Annotated in this window: 22 protein-coding genes; 10 read left to right on the top strand and 12 right to left on the bottom strand. The window is 70.0% G+C overall.

The features are described 5' to 3' along the window. Positions 1-25: 25 nt before the first annotated feature. Positions 26-403: an SPW repeat protein gene (locus tag CLV71_RS13435; protein WP_133903027.1), complete on the bottom strand. Its 378-nt coding sequence runs from the start codon at positions 401-403 to the stop codon at positions 26-28. A gap of 165 nt (positions 404-568) precedes the next feature. Here CLV71_RS13435 and ccrA point away from each other — a divergent pair, with 165 nt between their 5' ends. From ccrA to CLV71_RS13420, 3 genes are read left to right on the top strand one after another with little or no spacing between them, the layout of a single operon-like run. Continuing rightward, on the top strand, positions 569-1,900 hold the full coding sequence (ccrA, locus tag CLV71_RS13430) for a crotonyl-CoA carboxylase/reductase (protein ID WP_133903026.1): 1,332 nt from the start codon (positions 569-571) through the stop codon (positions 1,898-1,900). Positions 1,901-1,949: 49 nt separating this feature from the next. Further along, a complete protein-coding gene (locus tag CLV71_RS13425; RefSeq protein ID WP_243866415.1) occupies positions 1,950-3,047 on the top strand; it encodes a coiled-coil domain-containing protein in 1,098 nt (365 codons plus the stop codon). Then, entirely contained in the window at positions 3,044-3,490 is a 447-nt protein-coding gene (locus tag CLV71_RS13420; protein ID WP_243866414.1) for a nucleoside deaminase, read from the top strand. The genes CLV71_RS13425 and CLV71_RS13420 overlap by 4 nt, the downstream gene beginning before the upstream one ends. 1 nt (position 3,491) lies before the next feature. On the opposite strand, the gene CLV71_RS13415 is transcribed toward CLV71_RS13420, so the two are convergent. After that, positions 3,492-3,926 carry a DUF1203 domain-containing protein gene (locus tag CLV71_RS13415; protein ID WP_133903025.1) on the bottom strand — a complete coding sequence of 145 codons (435 nt, stop codon included), beginning with the start codon at positions 3,924-3,926 and terminating at the stop codon, positions 3,492-3,494. A gap of 116 nt (positions 3,927-4,042) precedes the next feature. Here CLV71_RS13415 and CLV71_RS13410 point away from each other — a divergent pair, with 116 nt between their 5' ends. From CLV71_RS13410 to CLV71_RS13390, 5 genes are read left to right on the top strand one after another with little or no spacing between them, the layout of a single operon-like run. Further along, the gene (locus CLV71_RS13410) at positions 4,043-4,495 is read left to right on the top strand and encodes a universal stress protein (protein ID WP_133903024.1); all 453 of its coding nucleotides are present in this window, start codon (positions 4,043-4,045) and stop codon (positions 4,493-4,495) included. A 24-nt stretch (positions 4,496-4,519) separates the two neighbouring features. Next, positions 4,520-5,608: an adenylate/guanylate cyclase domain-containing protein gene (locus CLV71_RS13405; RefSeq protein ID WP_166664076.1), complete on the top strand. Its 1,089-nt coding sequence runs from the start codon at positions 4,520-4,522 to the stop codon at positions 5,606-5,608. A gap of 11 nt (positions 5,609-5,619) precedes the next feature. Further along, on the top strand, positions 5,620-6,357 hold the full coding sequence (locus tag CLV71_RS13400) for an alpha/beta fold hydrolase (RefSeq protein ID WP_133903023.1): 738 nt from the start codon (positions 5,620-5,622) through the stop codon (positions 6,355-6,357). 29 nt (positions 6,358-6,386) lie between these two features. Then, a complete protein-coding gene (locus CLV71_RS13395) occupies positions 6,387-6,917 on the top strand; it encodes a GNAT family N-acetyltransferase (RefSeq protein ID WP_133903022.1) in 531 nt (176 codons plus the stop codon). A gap of 12 nt (positions 6,918-6,929) precedes the next feature. Next, complete coding sequence (locus tag CLV71_RS13390) at positions 6,930-7,976, top strand: histidinol-phosphate transaminase (RefSeq protein WP_133903021.1); 1,047 nt, start codon at positions 6,930-6,932, stop codon at positions 7,974-7,976. A 24-nt stretch (positions 7,977-8,000) separates the two neighbouring features. Here the strand turns inward: CLV71_RS13390 and CLV71_RS13385 are convergent, their stop codons facing one another. Both CLV71_RS13385 and CLV71_RS13380 read right to left on the bottom strand, forming a co-directional pair. Beyond that, positions 8,001-8,267: a hypothetical protein gene (locus tag CLV71_RS13385; protein WP_133903020.1), complete on the bottom strand. Its 267-nt coding sequence runs from the start codon at positions 8,265-8,267 to the stop codon at positions 8,001-8,003. Positions 8,268-8,364: 97 nt separating this feature from the next. Next, complete coding sequence (locus tag CLV71_RS13380; protein ID WP_166664075.1) at positions 8,365-8,652, bottom strand: hypothetical protein; 288 nt, start codon at positions 8,650-8,652, stop codon at positions 8,365-8,367. A 35-nt stretch (positions 8,653-8,687) separates the two neighbouring features. On the opposite strand from CLV71_RS13380, the gene CLV71_RS13375 reads away from it, so the two are divergent. Further along, positions 8,688-8,903: an FmdB family zinc ribbon protein gene (locus CLV71_RS13375; protein ID WP_133903019.1), complete on the top strand. Its 216-nt coding sequence runs from the start codon at positions 8,688-8,690 to the stop codon at positions 8,901-8,903. Between the two features lie 89 nt (positions 8,904-8,992). On the opposite strand, the gene CLV71_RS13370 is transcribed toward CLV71_RS13375, so the two are convergent. From CLV71_RS13370 to CLV71_RS13340, 7 genes are all read right to left on the bottom strand, one after another. Further along, positions 8,993-10,759 carry a 3-hydroxyacyl-CoA dehydrogenase family protein gene (locus CLV71_RS13370; protein ID WP_133903272.1) on the bottom strand — a complete coding sequence of 589 codons (1,767 nt, stop codon included), beginning with the start codon at positions 10,757-10,759 and terminating at the stop codon, positions 8,993-8,995. Between the two features lie 566 nt (positions 10,760-11,325). Then, positions 11,326-11,598 carry a hypothetical protein gene (locus CLV71_RS13365; RefSeq protein ID WP_133903018.1) on the bottom strand — a complete coding sequence of 91 codons (273 nt, stop codon included), beginning with the start codon at positions 11,596-11,598 and terminating at the stop codon, positions 11,326-11,328. Positions 11,599-11,768: 170 nt separating this feature from the next. Continuing rightward, positions 11,769-12,767, bottom strand: coding sequence for a DUF3558 family protein (locus CLV71_RS13360; protein WP_166664074.1), 999 nt, complete (start codon positions 12,765-12,767; stop codon positions 11,769-11,771). Positions 12,768-12,826: 59 nt separating this feature from the next. Further along, positions 12,827-13,171: a MazG nucleotide pyrophosphohydrolase domain-containing protein gene (locus tag CLV71_RS13355; protein WP_133903016.1), complete on the bottom strand. Its 345-nt coding sequence runs from the start codon at positions 13,169-13,171 to the stop codon at positions 12,827-12,829. A gap of 4 nt (positions 13,172-13,175) precedes the next feature. Next, positions 13,176-13,835 (bottom strand): endonuclease NucS, encoded by a 660-nt coding sequence (gene nucS, locus CLV71_RS13350; RefSeq protein ID WP_133903015.1) that lies wholly within the window; start codon positions 13,833-13,835, stop codon positions 13,176-13,178. A gap of 9 nt (positions 13,836-13,844) precedes the next feature. After that, positions 13,845-14,486, bottom strand: a complete 642-nt coding sequence (locus CLV71_RS13345) for a response regulator (RefSeq protein WP_133903014.1) — start codon at positions 14,484-14,486, stop codon at positions 13,845-13,847. Next, positions 14,483-15,673 carry a sensor histidine kinase gene (locus CLV71_RS13340; RefSeq protein ID WP_133903271.1) on the bottom strand — a complete coding sequence of 397 codons (1,191 nt, stop codon included), beginning with the start codon at positions 15,671-15,673 and terminating at the stop codon, positions 14,483-14,485. Before CLV71_RS13340 ends, CLV71_RS13345 begins: the two co-directional genes overlap by 4 nt. 136 nt (positions 15,674-15,809) lie before the next feature. On the opposite strand from CLV71_RS13340, the gene CLV71_RS13335 reads away from it, so the two are divergent. Next, positions 15,810-17,021 carry an MFS transporter gene (locus CLV71_RS13335; RefSeq protein ID WP_133903013.1) on the top strand — a complete coding sequence of 404 codons (1,212 nt, stop codon included), beginning with the start codon at positions 15,810-15,812 and terminating at the stop codon, positions 17,019-17,021. On the opposite strand, the gene CLV71_RS13330 is transcribed toward CLV71_RS13335, so the two are convergent. Next, complete coding sequence (locus CLV71_RS13330) at positions 16,936-17,709, bottom strand: enoyl-CoA hydratase-related protein (RefSeq protein WP_133903012.1); 774 nt, start codon at positions 17,707-17,709, stop codon at positions 16,936-16,938. The two genes, CLV71_RS13335 and CLV71_RS13330, sit on opposite strands and share 86 nt — an antisense overlap. Between the last annotated feature and the right edge of the window lies 1 nt (position 17,710).

Raw genomic sequence — 17,710 nt, 5'->3', positions numbered from 1 at the left:
GACCGCGCTTCCGTGATGAATCCTGTCAGTGCTGGCCGGCGATACCGGTCCCGGACCGGTGTGCCGCCTGTGCGGCCGGCAGGGCGACCGCGCCCGCGATCAGGGTCAGCGCGCCGATGATCCAGGACGACCACGAGATCCCGTTGAACTCGGTGTACCCCATCACCCATGGCGAGATGAACATGAGCACGCCGAGCACGACCTGGACTCCCTCGCTGACCGCCTGGCCGGGAACCGCGAGCGACGCCAGCCCGTCGAGCGCGACGAGCGCACCCAGCACGATCATCGTCCACATCGCGGCGTCGTTCGTGTCCGTCCACAGGAAGGACAGAAGAGCGACGACACCCAGCACGACCTCGGCCCAGTCGTAGGGCCGGGTCCACGGCCGGACTGTTCCTGCCATCGAGACCACCTCCGTGTCAGTGATGCCTCTACTTCGCAGGATGCGCCTTGGTTGGCCGGCCGGTCAACATTGTGGGACATCTCCTGGGTCACATTTGCCCAAACGAGTGACCCAGCTCTCGCGGCGCTGGTTCTGAAACGTTACTGGCCGGTAGCGTCGACCGGCATGCAGAAGATTCTCGACGCCATCCTCGCTGGTGACCTGGCCGAAGTCGGCTCGCTGCCGCTGCCTGAGTCCTACCGCGGGGTGACCGTGCACGCCGACGAGGTCGAGATGTTCTCCGGCCGCGAGCACGCCGACAAGGATCCCCGCGAGTCGCTCCACGTCGACGACGTGCCAACGCCGGAGCTGGGGCCCGGCGAGGCGCTGGTGGCCGTGATGGCGAGCGCGATCAACTACAACACGGTGTGGACGTCGATCTTCGAGCCGATGGACACGTTCGGGTTCCTGCGCCGCTACGGCAGGACCTCACCGTTGGCCAAGCGGCACGACCAGCCCTACCACGTGGTCGGCTCCGACCTGGCCGGCGTGGTGTTGCGCACGGGTCCCGGCGTGAACGCCTGGCAGCCGGGCGACGAGGTCGTCGCGCACTGCCTGAACGTCGAGCTGGAGCACCCGGACGGCCACAACGACACGATGCTGGACCCGGAGCAGCGGATCTGGGGTTTCGAGACGAACTTCGGCGGGCTGGCGGAGCTGGCGCTGGTCAAGTCGAACCAGCTGATGCCCAAGCCGCGCCACCTGTCGTGGGAGGAGGCCGCCTGTCCAGGGCTCGTGAACTCGACCGCGTACCGGCAGCTGGTCTCCCGCAACGGCGCGGGCATGAAGCAGGGCGACACGGTGCTCGTCTGGGGCGCCTCCGGCGGACTCGGTTCGTACGCGACGCAGTTCGCGGTGAACGGCGGCGCGACGCCGGTCTGCGTGGTTTCCAGCCCGCAGAAGGCGGAGATGTGCCGGAAGATGGGCGCCGAGCTGATCATCGACCGCAACGCGGAGGGTTTCCGGTTCTGGAAGGACGAGCACACGCAGGACCCGAAGGAGTGGAAGCGTTTCGGCGCCCGCATCCGCGAGCTGACCGGCGGCGACGACCCGGACATCGTGTTCGAACACCCTGGCAGGGAGACGTTCGGGGCGAGTGTCTTCGTCGCGAAACGGGGCGGCACGGTGGTGACGTGCGCGTCGACGAGTGGCTTCCTGCACCAGTACGACAACCGCTACCTGTGGATGAACCTCAAGAAGATCATCGGCTCGCACTTCGCGAACTACCGCGAGGCGTGGGAGGCGAACCGCTTGATCGCCAAGGGAAAGATCCACCCCACACTGTCCGGTGTGTACTCGCTGGAGGACACCGGACAGGCCGCCTTCGAGGTGCACAAGAACAAACACCAGGGCAAGGTCGGTGTGTTGTGCCTCGCACCGGAGGAGGGGCTCGGTGTGCGGGATTCCCAGTTGCGAGAGCAACATCTTTCGGCGATCAACCGTTTTCGCGGTGTCTGAACCGAAGCCACGACAGATGCGGAGGCCCGAGGCAAGGTAGCGTGGCCCCATGGCGCTGGGCGAAGAACGTGATCTTGTACCTCTGGGAGCCGGCTTCGACATCACCAAGCGTGGCTACAGTCGAATGCAGGTGGAGGAGCACCTCGAGCAGCTGGACAGCCAGCTGAAGATCCTTGCCGCCGACCGCAACGCGGCGGCGGCACAGGCAGGTGAGCTGACCTCCCAGCTGGAGCTGGCCCGCACGACCATCGACGACCTGAACAAGCAGGTCGAGCGGCTCGCCCAGCCGCCGACCACGCTCGAGGGCCTTTCCGAGCGCCTGCAGCGCATGCTCCGCCTCACGCAGGAGGAGTGCGAGGAGATGCGGGCCAAGGCCACCGCCGAGGCCGACCACACGCGTGCCAAGGCGGAGGCGGAGGCCGACGAGCTGCGCGGCAAGCACGAGGCCAGGCTGCGCGCCCTCGACGAGCGTCAGATCGCGATGGAGAAAGAACATCGCGGTGTGATCGAGAAGGCGGAGGCCGACGCGGCCGAGGTCGTGGCCAAGGCGAAGGCGGAGGCCGAGGCGGCGGAGATCGCCGCGGAGACGCGCCGCAGGCAGGTCGAGGAGGACTTCGAGATCGCGATGGCGTCGCGGCGCACGGAGTCCATGCGTGCGCTCGCCGAGCAGGAGGCGACGTCGAAGTCCGAGGCCGAGCGCCGGGTCCGCGAGGCGACGGAGGAGGCCAACCGCAGGCGCCACGAGGCCGTGACGGAGGCCACGGCCCGGCTGCAGGAGGCGGGTGACGAGGCGAACCGGCGCGTCCGCGAGGCGACCGACGAGGCCAACCGCCGCATCAACCACGCGGCACAGCGGGTCGCCGCACTGCGCAAGCTGCGTGCGAAGGTGGCCGAGCAGCTCACCTCGGCACGCGAGCTGGTGGTGGACGCCCACGCGTACCTGGACAACGCGGTGCCCGCCTTCGAGCCGCTGCCCGACGAGCTGGCCGACGCGGCGGAGGCGGGTGCGAAGCCGACCCCGGCGCCACGCGACCGCAATCCACTCCCCGGGCCACCGAAGGCCACGTGGGAGTCCGCGGGTGCCACTGACGAGGTCCCGGTCACGCAGAACGGCGCGGACGCGGCGACGAAACGCATCGCCAGGTGAGTCCTGTCGTCGGTGAGCTGCTGGCGGTCGCCGTCGAGGAGGCCCGTCTGGGTCTCGCCGAGGGTGGCATCCCCATCGGCGCCGCCCTGTTCACCTCGGACGGCGAGCTGCTCGGGCGCGGCCACAACCGCCGCGTGCAGGACGGTGACCCGTCCATGCACGCGGAGACGGCGGCCTTCCGCGACGCGGGCCGCCGCAGGCACTACCGCGACACGATCATGGTGACGACGCTGTCCCCGTGCTGGTACTGCAGTGGTCTGGTCCGCCAGTTCGCCATCCCGCACGTGGTCGTCGGCGAGTCGACGACGTTCACCGGCGGCCACGACTGGCTCGCCGAGCACGGCGTGCGCGTCGAGATCGTCGACGACGCCACGTGCGTGGGGTTGATGACGGACTTCGTCGCCGCGCACCCCGACCTCTGGTACGAGGACATCGGCGAGTAGGTCAGGCGCGCGTCACCCGGAACATGTAGCAGCCGTACGCGAGGTTGCGGCTGTGCACCTCGACCACCTCGGGATTTGCCAGCACGGTCGCGATCGCCCCGTCCGGGTCGGTCCCGTCGTGCACGTGGGTCGACGGGTGGATCCAGCCACGCGCGTCGTAGGCCCGCAGCGCCTGCGGCCTGCCCATCCACGCGGGCGGGTACGAGGTCGTCGAGACCGGGCCGTCGCAGTCGCCGATGTGCGTGTACAGCCCGCCCCGCTCCGCGAAGGGGCTCGCCCCGTCCGGCAGGGGCGGCGTGTAGTTGAACAGCAGGATCTCCTCTCCCGCCTCGGCGTCGCGCAGGCAGCAGCGGAGCGGTTCGCCGCTACCGGTGGCGGTCACCACGACTCCGTCCGCGCCGCGCTCGGTCAATGGGTGGATCACGTACTCGCTCATGCCCCAAGACTGCCGTCGCCGGGCCGGATGATCTGGCGGGAAAAGGACGTGGCATCACCGTGCGAAAGTCGCGCCGACCACGGTAAGTTTACGCGCGAGTAGCTAAGGGAGGACCCATGACGGCTTACCAGACCGTGGTCGTCGGCACTGACGGCTCCGACTCGTCCTACCTCGCCGTCGACCGGGCGGCACAGATCGCGAGCGACTCCGGCGCGACGCTGGTCATCGCGTGTGCCTACCACCCGGCACGCCAGGAGGACGTCACCCGCGCGGCCGACCAGCTCGGCGAGGACGTGGCCTACCAGGTGGTCGGCTCGAGCCCCGCCGAGGACTCCGTCCGCACGGCCACCGAGCGCGCCAGGAAGCAGGGCGCCTCGAAGATCGACACGGTCGTGGTGGACGGCGAGCCGGTCCCGACGCTGACGAGGGTCGTCGAGGAGCGCAACGCCGACCTGCTGGTCGTGGGCAACAGGGGCCTCAACACGCTGGCCGGCCGCATCCTGGGGTCCGTCCCGTCGGAAGCGGCCCGCAAGTCGAAGGTCGACGTGCTGATCGTCCACACCACGTGAGCGCGGCCTGCGGAGCGAGCCATCGTGAGTGAGGAAGCGATCGAGGGGATCCTGCTCGGGGGCGGCAGGCAGTACACGCGTGCGCAGGTCGCGGAGCTGTCCGGTGTGTCGGCTGAGCAGGCCAGCGCCCTCTGGCAGGCCCTCGGCTTCGCCACACAGGACGACGACGCGGCCGTGTTCACCGACGGCGACGTCCACGCCCTGCGCCTGACCGCCCAGCTCATCCAGAACGGCATCCTCGACCCCTCGCTCGCCACCTCCACCGCCCGCATGATCGGCCAGCACATGTCCCGGCTGGCCGAGTCCCAGGTCCACATGCTGCGTGACGTGCTGGCCGCCAACCCGGAGCTGGCCGGCGACGAGCACCAGCTCACCCGGCTCGTCGAGCAGCTCACCCCGGACCTCGAGCAGCTGCAGGACTACGTGTGGCGCCGCCACCTCGCCGCGTACTCCGGCCGCGTGCTCGTCTCGACCGACGCGGCCGAGGTCGACGAGGTCAGGCAGGTCGTCGGCTTCGCGGACATGGTCGGCTTCACCTCGCTCACCCGCCGCGCGACCGAGAAGGAGCTGGTCACGGTCGTCGAGAGCTTCGAGGCACTCGCCGCCGAGGTGGTCGCGGAGAACCACGGGCGGATCGTGAAGATGCTCGGCGACGAGGTCCTGTTCGTCGCCGACTCCCCCGCCGACGGCGCCGAGATCGCCCTCACGCTGCTGGCCCGCGCCGAGCAGGACCCGAGCGTGCCCGCACTGCGGTCGGGACTCGCCTACGGCCGGGTGCTGAGCCGCTTCGGCGACGTCTACGGCTCGGTCGTCAACATCGCGAGCAGGCTCACGTCGGTCGCCAGGCCCGGCACGGTGCTCGTCGACCTGGAGATGTCCGAGGCGCTCGACGGCGCGACCGGCTACGTGCTGCGCCACCGCCGCCCGGTGTCCGTCCGCGGCTACGCGCGGCTGCGGTCGGCGGCCCTGCGCAGGGCGGGTGACGAGGCGCCGTCGTCCCTCGCGGACTTCACCGCCGAGCTGCTCGGCCTGGTGAACAGCGACGACGAGCCGCACATCCCACTCGAACCGGACGACGAGCACAGCACGCCACGACGACGCCGCAGGCGCTGAACCCTGCTTGGATGGGAAACATGCGCTTTCCCGACACACCGCTCGTGCTGCTCCACGCGTTCCCGCTGGACCACCGGATGTGGGACGAGGTGGGCGTCGCCGAGCACGTGGAGCTGCTCACCCCCGACCAACGCGGCTTCGGCGGCACCCCGCTCGGCACCGACGCACCCGATCTCGACACGGTCGCCGCCGACGTCGTCGAGCTGCTGGACGGCAGACGTGCGCTGGTCGGCGGCTGCTCGATGGGCAGCTACGTGGCCATGTCGGTCCTGCGGACCGCGCCAGAGCTGGTCGCGGGCCTGGTGCTGGTCTCGGGCCGGGCCACGGCGGACACCGAGGCCGGTCGCGCCAACCGCGAGACCATGGCCGCCCGCGCGGAGCAGGAGGGCGCCGGGTTCGTCGCCGACGCGATGCTGCCCGCCCTGCTCGGCGCCGAGACCCACGAGCGGCGCCCGGACGTCGTGGCCGCCGTGCGGACGTTGGTGTCCGAACAGGACGGCGCGACGATCGCGTGGGCACAGCGGGCCATGGGTGCGCGGCCGGACTCGTCGGACCTGCTGCGCGGCGCGGACGTGCCGACCCTGATCGTCCGTGGCGAGCAGGACACGCTGATCCCCGCCGAGGAGGCCGACGCCCTGGCCGCGCTCATGCCGAAGGCCGAGGTCGTGACGCTCGCGGGCGCGGGCCACCTGCCGCCGATGGAGGCCCCGGAGGAGTTCACCGGCGCGGTGGCCCGCTGGCTCGAATGAGTGTCGGTGCCCATGGTTAGCATCGTGAAGTGACCCAGGTTTCGGAAAGCGCCAGACCCGAGCGGCTCGCCACCGCCCGGCTGGTGCTGAGGAGGATCGCGCCCACCGACGTGGACGCGATGATCGCCCTGCACGCGGATCCCGACGCCACCCGGCACCGGCCGGAGGGCATGAGCCCGCCGGAGCACTCGCGGCAGCTGTTCGTGTCCTGGCTCGACCACTGGGTCGAGTTCGGCTACGGCTACTGGGCCATCGAGCTGGTCGGCACCGGGGAGCTGGCCGGGTTCGGCGGCCTGCAGCTCGCGTACGGCGAGGACGGCGCCTACCTGAACGTGTTCTACCGGCTCTTCCCCCACTTCTGGGGTCACGGCTACGCGCCGGAGATGGTCGGGGCGGCCGTCGAGTGGGGTCGCCGCACCCACCCCGAGCTGCCGATCCTGATCATCACGCCGACCACCAACGCCCGCGCGAGAAGGGTCGCGGAGAAGCTCGGCTTCCGGTGGATCCGGGAGGCACACTTCCAGGGCGCGCTGTCTTGCTTCTTCCAGCTACCGGGATGACATGATGCGCTCATGCCTGTAACGGTCAGAGCCGATCTCGCCTCGCTCCCCGACTACGTGGCCGGCCGCAAGGTGCCCGGCGCCGTCATCCTGTCCAGCAACGAGCTGTCCGGGCAGGCGCCCGCCTCCGTGCTCGCCGCGATCGCCGAGGCGGCCGCGGACGTCAACCGCTACCCCGCCATGGGGTGCGACGACCTGATGGACCGCACCGCCGAGCACTTCGGCGTCGACCGGGCCCGCCTCGCCGTTGGCTGCGGCTCGGTGAGCCTGTGCCAGCAGGTCATCCAGGCGCTGTGCCAGGAGGGCGACGAGGTCCTGTTCGCGTGGCGCTCGTTCGAGGCGTACCCGATCGTCACGCAGATCGCGATGGCGCGGGGCGTGAAGGTGCCGCTGGTCGACCAGGCGATCGACCCGGAGGGGTTGCTCTCGGCGGTCACCGACCGCACGCGGGTGATGTTCGTGGCCAACCCGAACAACCCGACCGGGACGGCGCTGCGCACGGCGGAGCTGACCTCGTTCCTCGACCGCGTGCCGGACGACGTGCTGGTAGTGCTGGACGAGGCGTACCGGGAGTTCGTGACGGACCCGGACGTACCGGACGGCCTGACGTTCCTCGACCGGCAGAACGTGGCCGTGCTGCGCACGTTCTCGAAGGCGTACGCGCTGGCGGGCATCCGCCTCGGCTACCTGGTCGCGGACCTGGAGATAGCGGCCGCGGTGCGCAAGGTGGGCATCCCGTTCTCGGTGAACCGGGTCGCGCAGGCCGCGGGCATCGCGGCGATGACGGCCTCGGCCGAGCTGATGGCCCGGTGCCGCGAGGTGGTCGAGGAGCGGCCACGCGTGCGCGCGGCGCTGGTGGAGCTGGGCTACGACGTCCCCGAGTCGCAGGCGAACTTCCTGTGGCTGCCGCTCGGCGAGCGCACGGCGGCGTTCAACGAGCACTGCCTGGACCAGAAGGTCGTGATCCGGGCGTTCGCGGGCGAGGGCGTCCGCGCGACCATCGGCCTGCCCGCGGAGAACGACGCGTTCCTCGCGGCGGCCCGTACGTTCCCGAGGTGATCCCCGGGTGGCGGCCGGGGCAACTCAGGCCGCCACCCGCTCACTCCGGAGTTGGTCGACGAAGCGCTGGCGGGCGGAGGCGACCCGGCGCCAGTGCGTGATCCGGTCCAGCTCCGAGGACGCCCGCGCGAGGACCTCGGCGGCGTGCGCGGCCGACTCGACCTCATTGGCGGCGGTGTCGAGGTCGCCGGTCTCGATGAGGGCGTAGGCACGCCGCATCTCGGACTGGGCGGTGGCGTAGATGGCGTAGGCGGTCATGTTGTCCGCGAGTGCGCCGAGTGGGTGCGACATCGGTCTCTCCTGCCGGTCTGAGTGCTTTCACAGACACGTCGTAGGAGCAAGCGTGGGTTCGACACCTTTCAAGAAGTTTTCGTAGCGTTATTCCCCGCTATCGCCGACGAGAAGGCCGCCGGGTGCCACGCGACTGCCAGCACCCGAGGTGCCAGTGCCTGCGGTCGGCGACGGTGCCGACCTCGTCGGCGGGCCAGACCACGACGTGCGCGGTGCCGGGGCGTATCTCGTGGTCGCAGCCGGGGCAGCGGTAGGTCTTGGTGGTGTGGGTGGCGCTGACGTTGCGCACGTACCACTCGCCGTCCGGTCCGGACTCCGTACGCTCCCAGCCCGCGGTGCCCAGCTCCCTGACGGGGGGCCGGCGGTCACGGTTACGACGAGGCACGGGACGTCAGGTTAGCGGCAGTGCACAATTGGAGGGTGCCGACGTACGAGTACCGCTGCAAGGACTGCGCGACGACCTTCGAGGTCCGTCGCTCGATGAGTGAGTCATCCGCCCCGGCCTCCTGCCCGGACGGCCACGACAACACCGTGAAGCTGCTGTCGATGGTGTCGCTCGGCGGTGGCGCGGGTGGCGACGGTGCCGGCATGGGTGGTGGCGGCGGGTGCTGCGGAGGCGCCTGCGGGTGTGTCTAATTGGCTCGCTCCGCTCGCGGTGAGCGGGCCTTCTCCCGGCCCACTCACGGTGACAAGGGGTCTCGCTTCGCGCGCGGTGAGCGGTCGCGTCAGTAGTCCCGGAACCCCTTGCCGGTCTTGCGGCCCAGCCGACCGGCCGTGACCAGGTGCTCCAGCAGTGGCGCGGGCGCGAAACCCGCGTCACGGAACTCGTAGTAGAGCGAGCGCTCGATGGCGAGCGAGACGTCCAGCCCGACGACGTCCAGCAGCTCGAAGGGCCCCATGGGCAGGCCGCACCCGACCTTCATGGCGGTGTCGATGGCGTCCGCGTCCGCGTAGTGCGCCTCGAGCATCTTGACCGCGTCGTTGAGGTAGGGGAACAGCAGCGCGTTGACGATGAACCCGGCCCGGTCGGCGCAGTGCACGGGATGCTTGCCAAGAGCGCGGCACAACGCGTCGGCGGTGGCAACGACGTCGCTCTCGGTCGAGATGGTGGCCACGACCTCGACGAGCTTCATGACGGGCGCGGGATTGAAGAAGTGCAGGCCCACGACGTCACCGGGCCGCGCCGTGGCGGCGGCGCACTCGATGACGGGCAACGACGAGGTCGTCGTGGCAAGGATGGCGCCGGGCTTGACGGCCTTGTCGAGCGCACGGAACACCTCCCGCTTGACGGTCAGCTCCTCGGCAACGGCCTCGATCACGAGGTCGCAGTCGGCCAACTCGTCGAACTCGGTGGCACCGAGGACCCGCGCCAGGGTGGCGTCCCGTTCCGCTTCGGACAGCCGCCCCTTGACGACCTGCCGATCAAGCGACTTGCGCATCCGCGCCAGCGCGAGATCGGCCTTCTCGGTGGTCCGCGCCCGGAGAACGACGTCAAAATCTTTCCTGGCAAGGACTTCAGCGATCCCGGTGGCCATGGTCCCGGTCCCGACAACCCCGACACGCGCCACGTTCCGAGTGGCCCCGGCCACCCGCAACGGAGTGTCCACATCAGACACGACGACCGGCGAGTCGACGCCGTCGTAGGTGTAGAACCCACGCCCGGACTTCCGCCCCAGCAGACCGGCGGTGATCATCTGCTTGAGAACGGGAGTGGGTGCGTGCAACCGGTTGCGCGACTGCCGGTACATCGTCTCGAGGATCTCGTAGGCGGTGTCGAGCCCGATGAGATCGAGCAATGCCAGGGGCCCCATGGGATACCCGCACCCGAACCGCATGGCGGCGTCGAGGTCCTCCCGAGAGGCGTACCGCGACTCGTACATCGAGGCAGCGTGGTTGAGGTAGCCGAAAAGCAGCGCGTTGGCGATGAACCCGGCCCGGTCCCCGATAACGACGGGCTCCTTACCGAGCCTGCGGGCGAAGGCCTCGACATCGGCGACGACATCAGGCTCGGTCACCACGGTCCGCACGATCTCGACAAGCTTCTGCACGGGCGCGGGGTTGAAGAAGTGCACCCCGACAACCTTGCCGGGGCGTCCGGTGTGCACCCCGATCTCGGTGACGGACAAGGAGGAGGTGTTGGAAGCGAGAATGACCTCGGGCCGGCAGACTTGTTCCAGCGCGGTGAAAACACTGGCCTTCAACTCGAGACTCTCAGGGATGGCCTCGACAACGAGATCGACGTCCGCGAGATCGCGAAGGTCGGTGGTGAAGGTGATCCGCCTGAGTAGCGCATCCCGCTCCCCGGCGTCGAACTTCCCCCCGGCAACGGCCCGCTCGGTGGAGTTCCCGATGTGCTCCCGAGCCCGGGCGACACAGAGATCATCGACCTCGACGCCGACCACGGTAAGCCCATTCCTGGCCGCGACCTCGGCGATCCCGGCCCCCATGGTCCCGAGCCCGACCACCCCGACGCTGTGGATTTCACGTGCCACCGTGCACCTCCGCAGTCCGCGAGACCGACAAGCCGGACAGTACCCGCCAGTAACATACGCGGCAGCCCACCCGTGGCCCAGGTCACGAACCTGAATCGACCAAGTGACGCCAGTCCGCGCACTCTGGACCAGAGAAGCACAGCCCCAGCACCAGTGGGCATCCTGGACGATCGCTACAGCCATCCCCTCGCACGGCACGGACCCGCACGCGAACAAAATGCCGAGGCCCGGGACGGTCGAATTGCCGGGGGACCCTGTTCGCGTCTCCGCCGTCAACCCGGTGGCTCAACCTGGCCCGCATCAGGATGTAGAGCAACAAAGACCCGATCAATCGGTAACGATGATCCGCTGAAAGTCGATGTCTGCCGGTAAATGACACGCGAACGGTTGCACAGGCCCGCGAGCTTAGGATTCGGGGCATGAGGTTGCCGCCGTGTTTTGTATGTGGGCAGCGCGTCGGCCTTTCCGGTGACTGGCCTTCCACGTTTGACGAGGGCCAGGCCACGGAACTGCTCGCACACGCGCCCTCCGAGGAGCGGTCAGTGGTTGACCCGAAGGACGGAAAGTCATACTGGGTCGGACACGCGGGCTGTACCGGTCTGCACCTGCGGACGTTCGAGCGTTCCGGCAGTGAACTGCTCGATCGCCTGAAGCGTCAGGCGAACAGGCACCTGCGCGCGCAGCGGAACGCAGAGTTGCGGTCGAGTGCGGCGGTCAGGTGCGAGGTGTGCGGGCAACCGCTGCGCCTGCGCTTCTTCGGCAAAGTCGACGCCGTAGTTGTCGTTGGCAGCGGCTTTGGCGACCTCGCCCTTGCCTGTCAATCCTGTGGCCGGGTCCACTGCATCAACTGCGCGTCGAAGGAGTCGCCTCGGGCGTCGTGCTACTGGTGTGGCAAGCCGGTTTCGATATTGCTCAGGGAGTGAAGCAGTTGGGAGGGGCTCGCTCGGGGACGATGACCTGCACTCATCCGTCTCCGGCGCCTTCGACAACCGCCGGAGGCCAACAAGGGTCAGGGTTTCGGCAGTGCGGGCACGAGTAGTTGCACGATCGCCGTCGCGGTTGCGCAGCCGTTGTCGCCCTGGGCGGGTTCGGAGTTGTCGAGGTCGACCTCGATGATCTCGTCCGCCCCGTCGGCGCCCGTCGAGCGGTGGCGCCACACCAACCGACACGACGCACCGTTACTGGTCTCGGCCGTCTGGTAAACCGTCAGACCATTACCCAGATCCACCGGCTGCCCGGCGTCGACCGAGGAGTCCTTCGGGTCGTAGCCGGTGCGGAACCAGACCCCGGCCGTGATCTTGTCGCCGATCCAGTTGCACCAGTGCAGCGTGTACGGCGAGATCGTCGTGTCCACCCCGCCAAGTGCCGTCTTCAACGCACCGGGCTCCAGCAGCGCACACGGGTCGGACTCCGCGATCGACCCCTTCTTCTCCTCGCGCTGGGGCGGGTCCTCGCGAACCAGGTCGACCACGCTGGTGAGCAGCGTTCGCCCGGTGCCACACAGGTCGTCGCCGTCGCCGCCGACCTGGACGCGGATGCCGAAGTTCGGGTTGGTCGAGGTGATGACGCTGACGAAGCACGCGCTGTGGTCGTCCAGCTCACTGACCATCGCGGGCAGGCCGCCGATGTTCTCGTCGGCACTCTCGGCCCCGTTGATCGTCTCGCCGACGTACAGGGTGATGCTGAGGTCCTTGCCGTCCTTGTCCTTCATGTAGTTCGCGCAGTTCCCGAAGTCCTCGGGGCTGTTGTCGGCCGGTTTGCCGAGCGCGGACAGGATGTCGTCGGTGAGCAGGCCGCACGGGTCGAGCGTGCGCAGCTTGTCGTTGCTGAACGCCGGGTCGTTGGTCTTCGGCTTGCCGGTCGCGCTGCCGCCGTTCTCGTCGCCACCCTGCCCCGCGGGCACCGTGCTACGCGGGAACGTCTGCTTCGCCGTGTCGACGGCCTCACCACAACCGGCAAGCCCGACGGCGACGACGACCGTGGTCAGTAGGACAAGGGCGCGCCTCACACGTGCACCGTAGCCATCACGTCCGACGCGCGTGCACGGAACACCCGAATCAACGGTCCTCACCCGCCTGACCAGCGGGCCTCGAGCTTCTCGATCTTGGCGGCGACGGCCGCGCCGAGATCGACGCCGTAGGACCCCGCGAGCATCGCGACGCAGATCACGACGTCGGCCAGCTCGTCCGACATGGTCTCGGCCGTGAAGTCCACGCCCTTGCTCCTGCGCTGGTAGCCGGCCTGCCCGAGCACCTCGGCCTGCAGCTCACCGACCTCCTCGGCGAGCTTCGCGGCCTGCGCGAGCACGTACGCGGGATGACCCGCCGCGTCGGGGGCCAGACCCTCGCGCAGGCGTTCTGCCTGCACCCTGGCCCACGCACCCAGGTCACGCACCGTCAGATCCGGGGTCACGGGCTCAGAACAGCCGGAACTCGTCCGACTCGATGCCGCGCAGTCCGTTGTAGTCGAGGGTCACACAGCGGATGCCGCGGTCCTCGGCCAGTGTGCGGGCCTGGGGCTTGATCAGCTGCGCGGCGAACACGCCATGGACGGGGGCCAGCAGCGGGTCCCGGTTCAGCAGCTCCAGGTAGCGGGTCAGCTGCTCGACGCCGTCGATCTCGCCCCGGCGCTTGATCTCCACGGCCACCGTCGTGCCGACCGCGTCCCGGCAGAGGATGTCCACCGGCCCGATCGCGGTCATGTACTCACGCCGAATGAGTGAATAACCGTCACCCAGTGTGGTGATGTGTTCGGCCAGCAGCTCCTGCAGGTGAGCCTCGACACCGTCCTTGACCAGCCCCGGCTCGGCACCCAGCTCGTGGGCCGAGTCGTGCAGGACCTCCTCGAGCGTGATGACCAGCTTCTCGCCACCCTTGTTGGCCACCGTCCACGTGCCCGGCTCCTCGGTCAGCCAGCACGGCGGGCTCATCCAGTTCAGCGGCTTGTACGCCCGGTCATCCGAGTGCACTGACACCGAACCGTCGGCCTTCACCAGCAGCAACCTGGTGGCCATGGGGAGGTGGGCGGTCAGCCGGCCTGCGTAGTCGACCTGGCAGCGAGCGATCACGAGACGCACCGAAGAAGGCTAGCCGACCAGCCCGGCGTCCTTCGCGAGCACCGCCGCCTGCACGCGTGATCGCAGGTCGAGCTTGGTCAGCACCCGCGACACGTGCGTCTTCACCGTCGCCTCGCCGACCCCGAGCCGCCGCGCGATCTGCTGGTTCGACAGGCCCTCGCCGAGGCACAGCAGCACGTCGTGCTCACGCTGCGTCAGCTCGGCCAGCGACGGCGGCACCACCGGCTCGGGGACCGACGCGAAAGTCGCCATCAACCTGCGGGTGACACTCGGCTCTATGACGCCGTCACCCGCTGCCACCAGGCGGACCGACTCGAGCAGCCGGGTCGCGTCCACCGACTTCAGCAGGAAGCCCGCCGCGCCTGCCCGCATGGCGCCGTAGACGTACTCGTCCATGTCGAACGTCGTCAGCACGATCACCTGCGCGCTGCCCGCCTCGATCACCTGACGGGTCGCCTCGATGCCGTCCGTGCCCGGCATCCGCACGTCCATCAGCACGACGTCCGGCCGCAGTGCCGCAGCCTTCCGCACCGCCGCGGCGCCGTCCTCGGCCTCCGCCACGACGCAGATGTCCGGCGCACCGTCGAGGATCATGGTCAGGCCGGCGCGGATCGCCGCGTGGTCGTCGGCGACCAGCACCCGGATGCTCACGACAGCTCCTCCTCCGCGGGCAGCTCCGCCCGCACCCGCCACACCCTCTCGTGCGGCCCCGCCACCAGCACACCACCGACGGCCTGCGCGCGCTCCCGCATGTTCAGCAACCCTCGGCCACCGTCCAGAGCGGGCTCCGCGCCCACGGCCGTCCGCTCGTTGACCACCTCGACCACGAGCGCCCCGTCCGCCCGACCCACGGACACCGAGGCCCGCGCGCCCGGCGCGTGCTTCACCACGTTCGTCAACGCCTCCTGCACGATCCGGTACGCCGACAGGTCGACCGCCGCGGGCAGCTCCCCCTCGACGTCGGAACACGCGTCCACGTCCAGCCCGGCAGCCCGCGCGGACTCCACGAGCAGTGCCAGGTCACGCAACCGGGCGGGCGCCAGCCGCTCCACAGTGGACTCGTCGGCCTCGTGCAGCAGGTGGATCATCGCCCGCATCTCGTTCAGCGACCGGACGCTGTTCTCCCGCACGGACTCCAGCACGCGCCGCGTCGCCGCCCGGTCACCGTCCACGGTGGACAACGCGGCGGACGACTGGATCGCGATCGCCGACAGGTGCCCGGCGATCACGTCGTGGAGGTCCCGCGCCATCCGTGACCGCTCCGCCCGCACGGCCGCGTCCCGGTCCAGCTCGGCGATCCGCGCCAGCTGGTCGGCCCGCGCCCGCTCCGCCGCGGCGGCCTCGCGGTGGTGCCGCACGTTCATGCCCCACCAGACGGGGATCAGCGGCAGGCTGCACACCTGCAGCAACGTGACCACGACGTCCTTGATGTCGTGTGCCGACGCGACCGACACGACCACCAGTCCGAGCACCACCGCACCGGTGCCCCACACCACGACCTGGTTCGTGCGCCGCGACCCGAACACCGTGGCCGCGAACAGCAGGTCGGCGAACACGAGCACGGTCGCGATCGACACGCCGTAGGTCAGCTCGACGCCCGCGACGACCAACGCGACCGTCAGCGCGATCTCCGGCGCCCGCTGCCGCAGCAGCTCCGCGCCGCACAGGATCGCGAGCGTGACGAGCCGGAGGGGGTGACTCGGCGCCAGCACGTGCTGGCCGATCCCGGCGAACACGGGCATGCCCGCGGCGAGCACGGCGACACCGAGCCCGAACAGCACGATGGCCTGCAGCAGCGGCACGCGTGGGCCCGCCCACCCGAGCAGCCGCTCGATCATCGCGTTCACCGACCCATCACAGCACATCAGCGGGGGTGCGGCCGTCGGCGCGAGGAGTGAGATCCGGTCCGCCGAAATGATGACCTGGAGGAAAGGGGATTCCCCCGTGGTCGGGAGGCGTCAGTAATCTGCGAGTGTGGACAAACGTTTGCGGCGCGCCAGGGCGGCCACCTTCGCGTTCTTCGCCCTCAACGGGTTCGTCGTCGGCATGTGGCTCGTCCACATCCCAGCCGCCGAGCGACGAGCGGGTGTCAGCCACGCGACGCTCGGCCTGCTCCTGCTGCTCCTCGGCGGCGGCGCGTTCCTGGGCATGCAGGTCGCGGGCCCGCTCGCCGACCGCTTCGGCACGCACCGCGTCGTCCCGGTCAGTGCCGTGCTGTGTGCCCTGGCGCTGATCCTGCCGGGCCTCGCGACCAGCGGGTTCGCGCTCGGCGCCGCGCTGCTGACCCTCGGCCTCGGCAACGGCGCGCTCGACGTGAGCATGAACGCGCACGCCGTCGAGGTGGAGCACGCCTACGGCAGGCCGGTCATGTCCGCGTTCCACGCCGTCTGGTCGATCGGCGGGTTCGTCGCCGCACTCGTCGGCGCCCGCACGCTGAGCTGGGGCTGGGCACCGGTGACGACCTTCACGATCGCCACCGTGATCGCGCTCGTGATCGCGGCCGCCGCCACACCCACGCTGCTGCGACGTGCGCCGAGGCCTGTCGCGGAGGGTCCGAGGCAACGTAGGCGCACGCCGGGCCGGATCTGGGTGATGGCGGGGCTGGCCCTGCTGCTCATGCTGTCCGAGGGCGTCGCCAACGACTGGAGCGTGCTGCACCTGCAGACCATCCTCGACGCCCAGCCCGGCACCGCCGCGCTGGCCTTCGGCTCGTTCGCCGCGGCCATGACGGTCGGCAGGCTGCTCACCGACCCCGTGGTCGCGCGGGTCGGCTCGGTCGCGGTCGTGCGCTGGGGCGCGGCCGTCGCGGCGGTCGGGGTGCTGACCACCGCGCTCGCGCCGGTTGCGTGGCTCGCGATCGTCGGCTGGGGGGTCTTCGGCATCGGCCTGTCCGGGTCGGCGCCGCAGCTGTTCAGCGCGGCGGGGCACGCCGACCGCGACAACGCGGGCGCGAACGTATCGCGGGTCGCGGGCGTCGGCTACCTGGGGATCCTCGCCGGGCCGGCCATCATCGGGCCGATGACCCACCTGATGCCGCTGAACCTCACGTTCCTGCTGGTGGCGGTGTTCTGCCTGGTCGCGGTCGCAGGCGCCGGGATGCTCAGTCCGGCCACTCCGGAGGACGCTTCTCCAGGAACGCCGCCATCCCCTCCCGAGCGCCAGGCATCTGCGACGCCGACGCCATGACCTCCAGCGCCACCGCGTAGGCATCGGCCTCCGGCCGGTCGAGCTGGGCGTAGATCGTCTGCTTGCCGAGTGCCTTGCTGGCCCGGCTGCCGCGCGTGGCACGCACGAGCAGGTGGTCGACGGCCTGGTCCAGCTGGTCGTCGGGCACGACCTTGTTCACCAGGCCCCACTCCAGCGCGGTCGCGGCGTCGACGGCGTCGCCGGTGAGCACCAGCTCCATCAGCCGCTTGCGCCCGATCGAGCGGGCCACCGGCACCGCGGGGGTGTGGCAGAACCAGCCGCCCTTGCCACCCGGCAGCGCGAACCCGGCCGACTCACCGGCCACGGCCAGGTCACACGACGCGACGAGCTGGCAGCCTGCCGCGGTCGCGAGGCCGTGCACCCTGGCGACGACGACCTGCGGCACCGACTGGATGGTCCGCATCAGCGTGGTGCACAGCCGCAGCAGCTCCCGCACCCCGGCGAGGTCACGCGACGCGACGTCGCCGAAGTCGTGGCCCGCCGAGAACACCGGGCCCTCCCCCGCCAGCACGATGCCGGTCGCGGCGGTGGTGCCCGCCTGCTCGAACGCGGCCAGCAGCTCGGTCAGGTGCTCGTGGGACAGGGAGTTGCGCCGCGACGGCCGGTTCATGGTGATCCGAACCGTGTCGCCGTCCTCCTTGACCGCGATGTGCTCGTAGTCCGCCATA

The organism is Actinophytocola oryzae, from assembly GCF_004364325.1.
GTDB lineage: Bacteria > Actinomycetota > Actinomycetes > Mycobacteriales > Pseudonocardiaceae > Actinophytocola > Actinophytocola oryzae.
Note: the sequence above shows the minus strand (reverse complement) of the source record. Positions and strands in the feature narration are given on the sequence as shown.

Bases quoted from the DNA above. Each gene is read 5' to 3' on its own strand.
- CLV71_RS13435 (WP_133903027.1), bottom strand. From the start codon at position 403: ATGGCAGGAACAGTCCGGCCGTGGACCCGGCCCTACGACTGGGCCGAG.
- ccrA (WP_133903026.1), top strand. From the start codon at position 569: ATGCAGAAGATTCTCGACGCCATCCTCGCTGGTGACCTGGCCGAAGTC.
- CLV71_RS13425 (WP_243866415.1), top strand. From the start codon at position 1,950: ATGGCGCTGGGCGAAGAACGTGATCTTGTACCTCTGGGAGCCGGCTTC.
- CLV71_RS13415 (WP_133903025.1), bottom strand. From the start codon at position 3,926: ATGAGCGAGTACGTGATCCACCCATTGACCGAGCGCGGCGCGGACGGA.
- CLV71_RS13410 (WP_133903024.1), top strand. From the start codon at position 4,043: ATGACGGCTTACCAGACCGTGGTCGTCGGCACTGACGGCTCCGACTCG.
- CLV71_RS13400 (WP_133903023.1), top strand. From the start codon at position 5,620: ATGGGAAACATGCGCTTTCCCGACACACCGCTCGTGCTGCTCCACGCG.
- CLV71_RS13390 (WP_133903021.1), top strand. From the start codon at position 6,930: ATGCCTGTAACGGTCAGAGCCGATCTCGCCTCGCTCCCCGACTACGTG.
- CLV71_RS13385 (WP_133903020.1), bottom strand. From the start codon at position 8,267: ATGTCGCACCCACTCGGCGCACTCGCGGACAACATGACCGCCTACGCC.
- CLV71_RS13340 (WP_133903271.1), bottom strand. From the start codon at position 15,673: ATGATCGAGCGGCTGCTCGGGTGGGCGGGCCCACGCGTGCCGCTGCTG.
- CLV71_RS13330 (WP_133903012.1), bottom strand. From the start codon at position 17,709: ATGGCGGACTACGAGCACATCGCGGTCAAGGAGGACGGCGACACGGTT.